The 12,669-nt window shown below is 42.3% G+C and carries 11 protein-coding genes and 1 pseudogene; 2 read left to right on the plus strand and 10 right to left on the minus strand.

Annotated features, from left to right (window positions below; all coding sequences use genetic code 11):
* The 4 genes and pseudogenes from AB4513_RS20845 to moeA form a co-directional block, all read right to left on the minus strand.
* Window positions 1-253 (minus strand): annotated as a pseudogene (locus AB4513_RS20845) (hypothetical protein); the annotation flags it as partial.
* A 10-nt stretch (window positions 254-263) separates the two neighbouring features.
* A complete protein-coding gene (locus AB4513_RS20850; protein ID WP_009845549.1) occupies window positions 264-2,399 on the minus strand; it encodes an LruC domain-containing protein in 2,136 nt (711 codons plus the stop codon).
* Between the two features lie 256 nt (window positions 2,400-2,655).
* Window positions 2,656-3,405, minus strand: coding sequence for a molybdopterin-synthase adenylyltransferase MoeB (gene moeB, locus AB4513_RS20855; RefSeq protein WP_009845548.1), 750 nt, complete (start codon window positions 3,403-3,405; stop codon window positions 2,656-2,658).
* 12 nt (window positions 3,406-3,417) lie between these two features.
* Window positions 3,418-4,653, minus strand: a complete 1,236-nt coding sequence (moeA, locus tag AB4513_RS20860; protein ID WP_009845547.1) for a molybdopterin molybdotransferase MoeA — start codon at window positions 4,651-4,653, stop codon at window positions 3,418-3,420.
* A gap of 216 nt (window positions 4,654-4,869) precedes the next feature.
* Here moeA and folE point away from each other — a divergent pair, with 216 nt between their 5' ends.
* Window positions 4,870-5,523, plus strand: a complete 654-nt coding sequence (gene folE, locus AB4513_RS20865) for a GTP cyclohydrolase I FolE (RefSeq protein WP_004731548.1) — start codon at window positions 4,870-4,872, stop codon at window positions 5,521-5,523.
* A 65-nt stretch (window positions 5,524-5,588) separates the two neighbouring features.
* On the opposite strand, the gene AB4513_RS20870 is transcribed toward folE, so the two are convergent.
* The 6 genes from AB4513_RS20870 to AB4513_RS20895 form a co-directional block, all read right to left on the minus strand.
* Entirely contained in the window at window positions 5,589-7,061 is a 1,473-nt protein-coding gene (locus AB4513_RS20870; RefSeq protein WP_009845546.1) for a C69 family dipeptidase, read from the minus strand.
* 509 nt (window positions 7,062-7,570) lie between these two features.
* Window positions 7,571-8,152 (minus strand): hypothetical protein, encoded by a 582-nt coding sequence (locus AB4513_RS20875; RefSeq protein ID WP_009845545.1) that lies wholly within the window; start codon window positions 8,150-8,152, stop codon window positions 7,571-7,573.
* Entirely contained in the window at window positions 8,145-8,684 is a 540-nt protein-coding gene (locus tag AB4513_RS20880; RefSeq protein ID WP_004731545.1) for a YaeQ family protein, read from the minus strand. Before AB4513_RS20880 ends, AB4513_RS20875 begins: the two co-directional genes overlap by 8 nt.
* A gap of 127 nt (window positions 8,685-8,811) precedes the next feature.
* On the minus strand, window positions 8,812-10,053 hold the full coding sequence (locus AB4513_RS20885; protein WP_133151973.1) for a putative phage abortive infection protein: 1,242 nt from the start codon (window positions 10,051-10,053) through the stop codon (window positions 8,812-8,814).
* 90 nt (window positions 10,054-10,143) lie between these two features.
* A complete protein-coding gene (locus AB4513_RS20890) occupies window positions 10,144-10,428 on the minus strand; it encodes a hypothetical protein (RefSeq protein ID WP_102258087.1) in 285 nt (94 codons plus the stop codon).
* Between the two features lie 152 nt (window positions 10,429-10,580).
* The gene (locus AB4513_RS20895; RefSeq protein ID WP_102258088.1) at window positions 10,581-11,153 is read right to left on the minus strand and encodes a BRO family protein; all 573 of its coding nucleotides are present in this window, start codon (window positions 11,151-11,153) and stop codon (window positions 10,581-10,583) included.
* Window positions 11,154-11,574: 421 nt separating this feature from the next.
* Between AB4513_RS20895 and AB4513_RS20900 the strand changes: the two genes are divergently transcribed.
* Window positions 11,575-12,660, plus strand: a complete 1,086-nt coding sequence (locus AB4513_RS20900; RefSeq protein ID WP_102258089.1) for a DUF4062 domain-containing protein — start codon at window positions 11,575-11,577, stop codon at window positions 12,658-12,660.
* Window positions 12,661-12,669: the final 9 nt, after the last annotated feature.

Raw genomic sequence — 12,669 nt, forward strand, 5'->3', positions numbered from 1 at the left:
ACGTCGCTGGTGTTGACGTCACTGGTGTTGACGTCACTGGTGTTGAAGGCGATGGGTTAGGAGTTGATGCTCCTCCATCGCCGCCTCCGCCACCACACCCTACCAACGTTAGTGATGCGATTAGTAATGGAATACGTATTGACTGCGACTGAGCCGTATTTTTCTTAAGTGCAGCATTCGACAGACTAGATAAGATAGCATTGTTAAAGTTCCGGCGACCGTTTGTTACTGTCTGTTTAATTGGCATATTCATAATCATTCTCCTAAGGCAAGTAACATTGGTCAGCGGCAGGTGTTTGGAACCAATCGGTGGATTGAGTACCGCCGGATTCAGCAAAGTTCGCAAAGTTTGGATAGGCGGTGACGATATCTACATATTCCAGTGGCCATTGCCATTCCGTGTCTGAAGTAATCAGCAGTGCCCACGGGTGGTTGTCTGCAGTTTTGAAATATTTGCCTGTTGATGGATTGCTGTCATCAACGCCTAGTCCTGCTTCAAAGAGATTAGCGGTATCAAACGCCTCGGTTGGATCTTGGTCTGGCAAGTGCACCTCCCAGCTGCGCCCTGGATGTAGAGGTAGGTTTTCACCATGATAATACCCAGGCGTCGCGAAAATAAATGGGTCGTAAGGCATGTCAGTCCAACTGCCAGTACTCACTCCATCGCCAGCTAAAGTAATCCCGATTTGGAAAGCGAATTGCTCATCTTCTTTACAAGAGCTGATGGTGCGGTAGAAGGTACAACTAGTACTGATTTTCTCTGTAAGGTCGTTAGCAATAACAAAGATTGCCTCGCTACGTCCTTGCTCCAAGTCTAAATCAGTGAACACACCATTGTGCTTCATGTAAGAGCTTCCGCTACTCACTAAGCTTGGGTCTAGATTAGGAAGTCGAACCGCAAAACCATTTCTGTACGAAGCACCTACTGCAGCAAGACGTCCATCGATGGTTGATTTAACGACTTTTCCATCTTTAAGGATCTCGGTAATGCGATACATAATCACAGCATCATTCATGTCGTAATCAGCTTTATAAGGCCAGTTATCTTCATACGCCAAGGTTGCGTAACCAGAAGCACTTGGGAAGTAACGGGCTGTAGCGCCGTCGTTAAGAACATCAACTTGAATATCAACTACCTCACCAGATGTCGAACCACCAAAGTAGCTCAGGTTGGTTTGTTGGCTGAATCTGAAGCGAGCCCAAGTAGTCCCCGTTAGTGCGTTGATATCGACATTTAGGAACAGATCGTTTTCACCAGCATCCAGTTGGTAGTCGGTAAATACTTGCTCGTTAGCACCATCGAAGCTGCCATCTTGGTTCCAGTCAATCCACGCCGAAAGGTAACCGGTTGTTGAAGCTTCAATCACCACTTTTGAATCAAGCCCGGCTTCAAGCGCCGTAACAAAACCGATACCACCGTTTGCCCACTCGTCATCAATGCCAACACTTTCATCCGATTGTGGAGTTACGTAGCCATCAAGGTCGGCATCGGGTGCATCAGTGCCTAACCAAGTCACACCATCAAGTTCATGTCGAGGACCATTGCTGGCGAGTAGGGTTAGGTAGCTGTCTGGCGCATCACCAAAGTCGATGTTGGAATCTTCATCAACAACTGGGGCGTTGGCACAACGAGCGCCATCGTTTTGGCCGGAAGAAGGTCCATTCGATACAAATTCAACGGCTGGAACAATTCCTGCTGCGATATTGCTCGCGTTGTCTGGAGACAGATTGATACGGTAGATTTTCCCGTCTTGATTTCGAGATACGTAGTAATAGCCGTTTACATCAAAATAACCCGCTCCGAATGTACCTAACTCACCAGTATCACCGATGTAAGTTTCGGCACCGGTTGTAGGATTGAAGCTGTATAAGCCTCCGGAGTTATTATCGATACCATATAAAGAACCATCACTTGGGTGGAAAGCGAAATCAGTCAGTTTTACGGTTGCCGGGCTACCAGCTATTTTGTTAACTGTAACAGTCGCGTTTGGGTCGGCGTCTAACGGCGATAGATCAACGGTGAACAAGCCTTTTCCTGTACGGTAAAGGTAATACACATGGTCATAGACATCGCCGACATAGAAAGTGTGATCGGTTGGTAATCCACTGGTATTGATCACTTCTGCTTGGAAATCCTGTCCAAGGCGCACCAAGCGTTTGTTGGTAGTGTCATAGCCATAAATATATCTGTCTTGAAAGTCGAAACCAACACCATTGATATTGGCGTTCATGCCCGTATCGTCTTCTAACAGGGTGGTTGAGCCTGTCACTAGGTTCACGCCCCAAACTTGTACGGGTGTCGATTGGAATAGGTAAGCCTGGCTCGGACAGGTATCGAATGGCGCTGCGTTGGCGACCAAAGGCGCACTTAATAGCAAACTTAACGTTGTAATTCTCATATCTACATCCTTGTCATAGAAGGTCTAGATACTTTTACAAGTTACGTGCCACTTTTAAGTTGTTGATTTTTATTGTTTATATTCTAAACTGCTGAGATGTGCAATATATTCTCAAAATGAGAATTCAAATGAAACTAATATTTTATAGATCATTTCAAATTGATAAATCGATTTGAGAAGCTGATGTTGAGACCTAAAAAAGCCCTGACTTTTAGTCAAGGCTTAGGCTGTCGATTAGAGGGGGGATATGCTTAGTCTATCCGCACACCGAGCAATTAGGCATCTTCATTAAATTCATTTCACGCCAGCTGTGAGACATGGCATCGAGAATTAAAAGTTTGCCTTGCTTTGGTTGTCCAAACTTAGCAATAACTTTGATAGCTTCCAAAGCCTGAGCTGCGCCCACCATGCCAACTACCGGTGCCATCACACCGGCTTCAACACAGCTTAGTGCAGCGTTGCCGAATAGAGCACTCAAGCACTGATAACACGGTGCGTCAGTATCTTGATAAGTGAATACGCTGATCTGGCCTTCCATACGAATAGCAGCACCAGAAACTAATGGTGTTTTCGATGCGTAGCACAAGCGGTTCAACTGATTACGTGTTTCTACGTTGTCACTTGCGTCGAGAACAAGCGAGTGAGTTTCAATCAACTTGCCAAGAGCTTGGTCATCAAGCCTGTGGTCGACAGTTTCAATTGTCAGATGAGGGTTCAATACCTGCAGCGACTCAGCGGCAGAATTGACTTTCTTCTTACCAATGTCAGCATCGGTGTGAAGGACTTGTCGTTGCAAGTTAGAAAGCTCGACAATATCATCATCGATCAGTGTTAGCTTACCAATGCCCGCAGTCGCAAGGTATTGAGCGGAGGCACAACCTAAGCCTCCAGCCCCTAATACTAAGATTGAGCTCTGCTTTAGTGCTTCTTGGCCTTCAAAATCAAACTGCTTAAGAATGATTTGACGGTTGTAGCGAAGCATCTCTACGTCAGACAGTATTTCCATCAGTAAGCCTCGTTAGTAAAGCGTCGAGTTAAACAGTTGGATCTGAACCGTTTCACCGACTTCAACACGGCCGCGTTCGCGCTCTAGTACCACAAAGCAGTTTGCTAAACTCATTGAGCGGAAAGCGCCAGAGCTTTGGTTACCCGTTGTTTCTACCACAAATTGACCGTTTTCAATCGAGTAAATGCCACGCTGGTAATCAGTACGGCCTGGGCCTTTTTTGAATGCAGACTTGGTGATAGCAGGAATAGATTCCGGAGCTGTCCACGCTGTGTGACCAGCCAATTTAGCAAGCATAGGTTGAACCAAAACATACATGGTCATCATCGCCGATACTGGGTTACCCGGTAGGCCGCAGAACCACGCGTTATCCAACTCACCAAATGCGAACGGTTTACCGGGTTTGATAGCTAGCTTCCAAAAACCGATTTGCCCCAGTTCTTCAAGAATGTCTTTCGTGTAATCAGCTTCGCCAACGCTTACGCCGCCAGAAGTCACAACCACGTCTGCTATTTGCTGTGCTTTCTCGAACGTCTCTTTAAGCGTTGCAGTGCAATCTGGGGTGATGCCTAGGTCTATAGCTTCACAACCAAACGCTTCAATTAGTGGCTTAATGCCGTAGCGGTTGCTGTCGTAGATCTGACCGTCTTCAAGCGGTTGACCTAGTGGCTTTAGCTCATCGCCGGTAGAAAAGAACGCGACTTTAGGCTTCTGTAACACTGTCACGTGGCTCACACCCAGCGAAGCAATCATTGGAATGTCACGAGGTGTTAAACGTTCACCGCGGCTAAGAACGATATCACCTTGTTTGATGTCATCACCAGTAGGGCGAATGTTATTGTTTAGCTTGATGTCGTCTTGTTGAATCTCAATACCAGCCTCAGTTTCGGCCGTATTTTCTTGCATGATTACGGCGTCACAACCCTCAGGGATCTTTGCGCCAGTCATAATGCGAATACAGGTGTTGCTTGGCCATTCACCTTCGAACGGTTGGCCTGCAAAAGATTTGCCTGCTAATGGTAGTACTTTACCGTTCTCTAGGTCTGCTAAGCGCAGTGCATAGCCATCCATTGCTGAGTTATCAAAAGGAGGTACGAAAATAGGGGAAAGAATATCTTCAGCAAGGACATAACCTAATGCTTCAGCAAGAGGTAGAGATAAAGTCGTTTGGATTGGTTTGATTGGTGATAGCAGCTTATCTAGTGCTTCTTCAATTGGCATTAAGCCCGGAGCGTCGCAACAGCCCATGATTGAAATCCTTTGGTCGTTATTATTTTGATTTAGTGGTTGGCAATGGTGACTCAATAATTATCAAATCACGGTTGTTCGCCAACGAAATTGCAGCCACTTTAGCATAGTTTAAGCCCCGTAAATAATGACCTCCCTTAAAATATGGGTGTATTTAATCAAAATTCCGAGTATCCTTGTTTGCCATCCAGAAGGGGTATTAAAAGAGGAAGTTCAATGTCAGGTCTTAGCGAATCAGCGAAGTTGGTTAAAGATGCGCTAGCAAGCCGCGGATTAGAGACACCAATGCGTCCTAACCAGGTTAGCCGAGAAGAGAAAAAGGAACGAATCGAACACCATATGCGTGAGATTCTAACTCTCCTTGAACTTGATCTTGCAGATGACAGTCTGGAAGAAACACCACAACGCATTGCAAAAATGTATGTGGATGAGATTTTCTCTGGTTTGGATTACGCCAATTTCCCTAAAATCACCGTGATCGAAAACAAGATGGGTGTTCGTGAAATGGTTCGTGTAAAAGACATTACCGTCACCAGCACATGTGAGCATCACTTAGTCACCATTGATGGTAAAACCGCAGTCGCTTACATTCCTCAAGGTAAGATCATTGGTCTTTCGAAGATCAACCGAATCGTTCGTTTCTTTGCTCAACGTCCTCAAGTTCAAGAACGTATGACGCAGCAAATCCTTGTAGCATTACAAACGCTGCTAGAAACGGATGATGTTGCTGTAACCATGGATGCGGTTCATTACTGCGTGAAATCTCGTGGTGTAATGGACGCAACCAGCGAAACAACAACAACAGCTCTGGGGGGTATTTTTAGATCAAACCCAGCAACGCGCCATGAGTTCTTACACGGCCTGCGTTAGAACTAAACCTATTCAGATAAAAAAACGGAGCATTATGCTCCGTTTTTATTGGTTGCTTCATAAGCCTACAGATTTACTATTTTCTTAAACTCTTCCTCTGAGTATTTCTTCTCTGTGCTTTTAGTCAAATCTGTAATCATTTTGTATCTAAGCTCAGTTGCCATATCTAAGGTACGCTTAAGCTGTCCGTATGAGTAGTCGGCAGCCATGTTCAGAGCCGCTTGTTTATCTACTTTATACATGTCTGTTAACGTTTTATCTAAGTGTGCGACCTGCTTGTATAATTGAGTTTCTTCTTTGTCCCAAGTTGCTTTTAGTACTGGTAAATACTTATCTGGGTTTGTAGAAGCGAGGGCGGTTAGGCTACGGAACTGCCAATAAGCTGAATCATCACTGTAGTTATCATCGCCTACTTGGTACGCTTTTGGGTAATCTTGTAGGGTTGAGTATAACGGCACTAAAACAGATTCTGGTAACACGCCGAAGCTTTGCCAAATAATACCTTGAAGCTCTTCTGGCATCTCAGGGCGAAGCTGAATAATATGCGACTCTAGTTGACGCTCAACTCTAATTGGTCGTTTCGATTTTCCTTCCAAAACCGTGTCTTTATAAGTCGCGCTAAGTACCTCTGCCACATTTTCAACTGAGATTTTTGTATCAGGTTTCATAAACAAAGGGTATTGCGTCATGCGACTTTGTTGATGCAGCGAAGGTGTCAGTATTTTTTGGCCTAACCATTCACGATCGATATTATACTCATCACCAATAACTCCGAATGCTTTTGCAAAATTGAAAGATTTTTCATCTGCGTTATCAAGCAGTTTGTTTTGTTCTACAAACTCGAATATGTCTTTTGAATGCAGTACCTCTTTGTTTGCCAAGTTCACACCATGTACACGTAAGCCATTTGCAATCATGGCGTAACTGTCATCTGGCACTTTTACAGCAATCCAATGGTGACCTGAACCAATTTCAAATAACCACGCCTCATTGGTGTCTGCAATATAGAGACTGTTTCCTTCACCAGCACCATAGGTTTCGATGTAATGACCGAGTAACTCTACGGCTTGTTTTGCGTTTTCTGCCTGAGGAAGGATTAACGTAGGTATAATGGCTTCGATTACGCCATTGTCGATTAAAGGATCTACCTTGGCGACTTTGTCGTTTATTTCTGCGCTGGTTGTTGCTGAAATGGCAACGTTGTGTTCATTAATCCCACGTTCTTCATAAAACTTTCCGTCGCGATTAACGGTATCCGCATCCCAGTCTGGTATCGCAGAGTAAGCAAAGAAGTGCTTTGGCATCGGAACAATTAACCCGTTACCTAACTGCCAGTCACCTTCTTGGTTATCTTGCGCAGGTCGATACTTTAGGTATTTGTTCCAGTTGTTAACGCTAAAATCTTCATTACGAGCAATCATAATGCTACCGTCGCTCGACGCTTCTTTACCAACAATAAGCCCAGTACAAGCTATCGCATTACTGCTTAGAGCGACAGCTACTGCAGTTGCAAGAAAGGATACAGACCATATTTTCATTTTAATTCTCCGCTTATAAAACAAGATAATTTAAAGTTAACGTTAGTTGTATTTGCAGGTTTTTTATTATCATTTTATAAAAATCAGTGTACTTACCATCACAAGAGAAAATGCTTCTGCTCGTCACATAACTGATATTTCCATTTGAGAATAATTATCTGAAAAATATGCACTTTTTGAATAAATTGATAAGTTATAGTTGTAAAGTAACCTTGCCATATACGTAGCTTTAATTCGTCGTGTTATGAGAAGTATCATTATCACAACAAGACTTTGTTCGTCTCTAACGTATGGTTTTTGGGTTGCAATCGGATAAACAACAGTGCTGAAGCGCGGTATCTTGTGGGGGCTTTTTTGTGCTTGCAATGAAGTAAACTGCAATGACTGAGAATGTCGTCATTCTCTAAAGCGAGGAACGAGTGTAATAGGGAATCTCTGGCGGCTAAGCAGAATAAGTGCGCTCTATAAAAATATAGAGCGTATCTAGAGTCAGTCGCTGGTGGGAATGCTTAAGAAAGATTAAACAAACGCTTAAAGTGGTGAACAAAACCGGACGGCTTATTCTCAGCTTGATAGAGGTTTAAACCATCATAAAAACTGGCCATAAACTCTATGCGAATCTCATCATCACTGCTTCTCGATATGCGAGACAACAGAGTAGCGGCTACAGCGGCATGATCATTAGCAAGGCTGTAATCCATTCCTAGTCGTCCTTGAATGAACAACCACAAATGAGTGATTAACTTTAACTGCTGAGCGTTAGAATTTTGAAACTTGTCGCTGTGCTCAGTGCCCACTGTAGTATCGAATACATTTTGCATTGCCTCATTCGCTTCTTTATTGCTTTCAAAGCGATAGCTTGCATCGATATGTACCTTGGTTAACAGGCCAAGCAACGTCTGACGTGCAGAGTTGTCCGGCTTGTTCTCGCAAGCGTGTCTAAACAGAGCATGGTTTTCATCAATAAATGACTTTAACTCTTTTTCATAGCCAGTCGTCAGCGCTTTGACTGAATCGAGACCTGCGAGCTGCAAACACGCTTCGAGCTTAGTTTGGCGCTGAGGTTCAGTCTGAGTTTGGATCTCAGTCATTACTCTGTAGCTCTTCCCACGTTACTTCTGCAGATTGAGTGTCGCTGTTTACGAACGCAGAGTTACCCGACAGCATCACTGAAAGGTCCATAGTACGTTGTGTCATCGCTGCTAGTTGCTCAATACCATCGTTGTCTAGACGAACGATCTGAGCTTTCAGGTAACCGAATTTACCTTTGTTCTGTTCCCACCAAACATTCGATTTAGTGTTGAAGCTGAACACGCTCACAGACTTAGATAAGCGAGTCGCCTTCTTAACGCGTTCTGGATCGGGCTCACCAACATCAATCCACTCTAAGATTTGGTCATCTAACGACTTCTGCCATAAATCGGGTTCTTCAATGCTAGACAACCCTTTAGTGAATTCAAGTTCAGGAGATGCATTGATACAGAAAGCAATGATACGAGCCATCATGCGCTGTTCTGTTTCAGAAGGGTGTTGTGCAACCGTTAGATTAAAAGAGTCGTAATAGTCGCGATTCATATCGGTTAAAGAAATACGAAACTTATAGATTGTGGGTTTGAGAGCCATGTGCTGTAAGGGTTCCAATTGGATGGGGTGTACTATAGGTGTACCAATGAGTTTTTTGAAATCACAGCCTATAGATAAGTTGTGCCTAGTATAAACGAAGTAGAGCAGTTAGCTAGCAAGATGAGATTTAGTCAACCTTATCTTTAGGATACTGCTTCTTTAATAGTTGAATGCGGCGCTGTAAGTTTTCAATCGTACTTACGTTGTTGCTGTCTAAAGTTGGCACTGTTTTTAGGTCGTTTAAAAGTAAGTTGTAAAGGGCCAACTGAGCTAAGTCGTCTTTTAATTGCTTCAAGTTATTACTGACGGAAGTGTTGTACATTGATTTATGAAATTCTCCAAATTCAATGTCTTTTTGAGTTACTTTTTCAGTTGGGTATAGCGTTATAGATCTATCGAATAAATTAAGGGCTTTTTTGTTGATGTCCAACATTTCCTGGCTTGGTATACCATTTTTTTCTAGATAACGCTTTAAGCCATCTAGCAATATCGGGTAATCGTTAAGGATGAAATCTGTTTTTTGGGTATGTGATTTCACATTTTTATCTATCTCATCTATTTTATAATTTAGTAGCTTTAAGTAGTCCTCTCCGACTGAATTTATAGAAGCTGTAATGTTACTACCATCACCAAAAGCTGATAGTTCATAAGATTTAGCTAGGGAGAACATATCTGTCAGTTTGTGCTTTTCTGTGACAGCGTTTTTTATGGTGGCTGTCTCGAAAAACAAATGCTCTAGAAATCTATATTTTTCTATAAAAAACTTATATTTAGGGAAGGTAAAGTTTTTTTTATTGTCACGCTGGGCACTATTTAACGCAACTATGTAAATGAGGTCGTTGGAAAGGAATGAACGGAAGATTCTAGAATACTTACGTTGATCGCTGGGGCAGCTTTCATCAATGAACATTAAGACTTGATAAACGACTCTAAGATACTGATGGATCTCATAACTTTCATTGATAGTTGTTCTTGATGACGCTTGGTCAATGAGCCAACTGATACCTAAAGCTCCCAACTTCTCTTTTATGATTGATTCCTTCCCTACTGTCTCACTAGAGATTTTCTCTGCAAGAGTATTATGCTGTTCCAGTAGTAGATTGAACGTGTTCTCAAATGATTGTTGGCGAAAGGTTTTCACAACATAGTACAGCGAACCGATGGCCAATATAGGGGAAAGCAAACCACCAATGTAGCTCCCGAACCCTCCCCAATCTTGAGTGTTATCTGAAATGTTATAACCCCAAAAATTAATTATGTAAGGTGCAGATATAACACTCGTAACCACCGTCACCGCACTCAATATTTTCACTTTTTCATTATTAAAAAAGGCTATTTTTTTTCTAACTAATGCCATTGATTTATTCACACTTTAGGACCTACGGTTATAAGCACTATTGTGTTCAATATTTGAGGGAAATTAAAGCTATTTAGCTTTCATGCTGTGATATGCCGGATATCACATGACAGTAAGGTGTACTTCGTCAATCAAGTCTTGGGCTGAAAGTAGTACTTCTGACTCTTCGGTACTTAGTGGCGCGTTTGCTTGCTGAAGCGCGTACAAGTAATCGAATTTTACGAAGAAGTCGTAGAGTAACGGAGTGATGTTGCTATTGGTTGCGTTTATATATTGCTCTAGTGCTTCGTTCGAACTGTATGACTCTTCATCGCCACCTAGTGCACTGACAATAGATACACGAACGAAATGGAAAAACGGTTCTAATTCTGGTGGGTTAACGACCATTCTAGCTCCCCTTATTAATTTAGCTTCATTCTTATGGGCATTGAAAAATTCGCAAGCACATCTGTTTGGGGAGCCGAGTGACTTAACAAATAACGAGCCTTTACAAATACAAAGCCCTTATTCAAATGGATAAGGGCTTTTGTTTAAGCAAGTTACACAACCATTACCTGGTGCGCTAAATAGATATGAGCGATATGGTCACGCTTAGAGTGATGGCTGGTTAACAGGTCGCTGATTTGGTTTTGGGCAATACGAGAAGAGTGTTCGAGTTGGGCAAAGGTTTCTTTGAGTGCGAGTAATTCATTGTAGCTTTGGTTCTCACGCTGGCTTACGCGTTCGCATGCTTTTTTGGCGTTGTTGAGTAGGGTGGGGTTTTGATTGTTTTGTGGTTGTTGTATTTCTCGATCTAATACGTCCAATACCCATTTGCGGAATTCTTTGGCAGCAGAGGTTCGGCTAAACATCGCGATTAAGTGAGCACCTCGAAGGGAAAATATGCGAGTTGTCTTTTTACGCAAGCTTTTGTTTATTCCGTTCACCGTCAAATTGACGGTCATTGACATTACGCTAGAGAATTCATCTGAATTTCTATCGTAGATACGGCTAACAGAGTCTTCTCTTGCATAACCTAAAGCTTTGGCTATGTCGGTAGCTGATAACCAAACTTGATTATTTTGTTCGACAATATCGAAATGGGTATTTTGGAATGTTAGTGCTGTGGTCATAGTGACCTCCGTAAGTGATCTGTTAAATCACCACGCAAAGGTCCTAAACTTCGGGTGGTGAACTGAACAAGGTTAGGACTACCGCACTTACGAAACGGCCAGCCGAAGCTGCCTCGCCCAGCCCACCATAATGCAGATAGTACGGTTTCTATACGAAACGACTATGTTCTAGTGTGCTGAAGCCGCACATAAAAAAACCAGCAAAAAGCTGGCGTCTATGCGCCGTAAGTTAAAGCAGGGTCCTAAACCTGGCACTGAATTTTGCCAGTGCATAGTTAGAGTAAGGTTGTTAGGGGGAGGGTGTCAACGCTAGTTATCCGAATTTAAAGTATTTAATCGAGGTTTATAGTTGTAAAGCCTTGAAAGTTGATGCATACGACTCAATTATGTATCAAGGTTTCAATTCTAAAAGTAGACGTTTATGGCAATCCCCAAAGTATTTGTAAGTTCTACGTGTTACGACTTACAAGAAGAGCGAGCTCAACTTGAACGCTTTATCACTAACTATGGCTTCCATCCAATATTAAGTGAATATAGTGGTGTTTATTATGATGTAGATGCACACACTCATGAGTCATGTGTTAATGAAGTTGCTCACTGTGATATGTTTGTATTGATCATTTCAGGGCGTTACGGCGGCAAGTTTAAAAATGGTAATGGGGAGTCAATCACTCAAGCTGAGTACAACAAAGCCCGTGAATTAGGTTTACCAATATTTACCTTTGTTAAAGCTGACGTTTCTGCTGCTCAGCATTATTTTAAGGAAAATGTTCGAGCTAATGACGAAGAGTTTGCTAAAAAAATTAATTATCCCGCGATCGAGAAGCAAGCTGATGCTGTCTCTATTTTCAGCTTTATTGATTCTGTACATCGTGCAAGTACTAACAATGGACTTGAGACGTATAAAACTTTTACTGATATAGAAGATCACCTAAAGAAGCAGTGGGCTGGTATGTTCTTTTCCTTTCTTCAGAAACGAAAAGAACAAGATAAAGTCGAAGAAATGACCACTATATTAGAAAAACTCGCGGGGTCATCGACCAAGCTCGAAGTACTTGTTAGTAGCTTGCATGACAACTCGGTTGGTGAAGACAATACTTCAAAGTTACTAGAAAAATCACAACAACATGAAGACTGCGTAAAGTTCTTTCAACTCATTATGAAAATAGTCGATAAATCTTTATGGGAACTTAGTGATGATAAAGTAGCTCACCAAGCACATCTTAAGTTAGCCATCGAAGATCTTCGTGATACTACTTTTGAACCTGATTTAGATAAGTATCTATTGAACTTATCAAGTCTCAGACTAATCTTGGCGAATAGCAATGGTAATCAAACAGGAAAGAATGTTATACACTTTAAAAACTTAAATAGCGTAGGTAGTTTTATTCAATCTGATTGGTTGAAAGTTCAAGCGTTATATAACAAGTCCATATTGAAAGCGGACCAAGAAATGATAGATCAAGCTCTTGAAGAAGTTGCCAATAATTTAGGGGTGATTTTGTAACTCCTAGTT

It is taken from the genome of Vibrio sp. 10N.222.54.E6 (genome assembly GCF_041473955.1).
In the GTDB taxonomy this organism is placed as follows: domain Bacteria; phylum Pseudomonadota; class Gammaproteobacteria; order Enterobacterales; family Vibrionaceae; genus Vibrio; species Vibrio tasmaniensis_A.

What these genes read in the sequence shown, in the direction of transcription:
- AB4513_RS20890 (WP_102258087.1), bottom strand. Translation starts at nt 10,428, where the DNA reads ATGGTCGTTAACCCACCAGAATTAGAACCGTTTTTCCATTTCGTTCGT.
- moeB (WP_009845548.1), bottom strand. Translation starts at nt 3,405, where the DNA reads ATGGAAATACTGTCTGACGTAGAGATGCTTCGCTACAACCGTCAAATC.
- AB4513_RS20880 (WP_004731545.1), bottom strand. Translation starts at nt 8,684, where the DNA reads ATGGCTCTCAAACCCACAATCTATAAGTTTCGTATTTCTTTAACCGAT.
- AB4513_RS20875 (WP_009845545.1), bottom strand. Translation starts at nt 8,152, where the DNA reads ATGACTGAGATCCAAACTCAGACTGAACCTCAGCGCCAAACTAAGCTC.
- AB4513_RS20900 (WP_102258089.1), top strand. Translation starts at nt 11,575, where the DNA reads ATGGCAATCCCCAAAGTATTTGTAAGTTCTACGTGTTACGACTTACAA.
- AB4513_RS20895 (WP_102258088.1), bottom strand. Translation starts at nt 11,153, where the DNA reads ATGACCACAGCACTAACATTCCAAAATACCCATTTCGATATTGTCGAA.
- folE (WP_004731548.1), top strand. Translation starts at nt 4,870, where the DNA reads ATGTCAGGTCTTAGCGAATCAGCGAAGTTGGTTAAAGATGCGCTAGCA.
- AB4513_RS20850 (WP_009845549.1), bottom strand. Translation starts at nt 2,399, where the DNA reads ATGAGAATTACAACGTTAAGTTTGCTATTAAGTGCGCCTTTGGTCGCC.
- AB4513_RS20870 (WP_009845546.1), bottom strand. Translation starts at nt 7,061, where the DNA reads ATGAAAATATGGTCTGTATCCTTTCTTGCAACTGCAGTAGCTGTCGCT.
- moeA (WP_009845547.1), bottom strand. Translation starts at nt 4,653, where the DNA reads ATGGGCTGTTGCGACGCTCCGGGCTTAATGCCAATTGAAGAAGCACTA.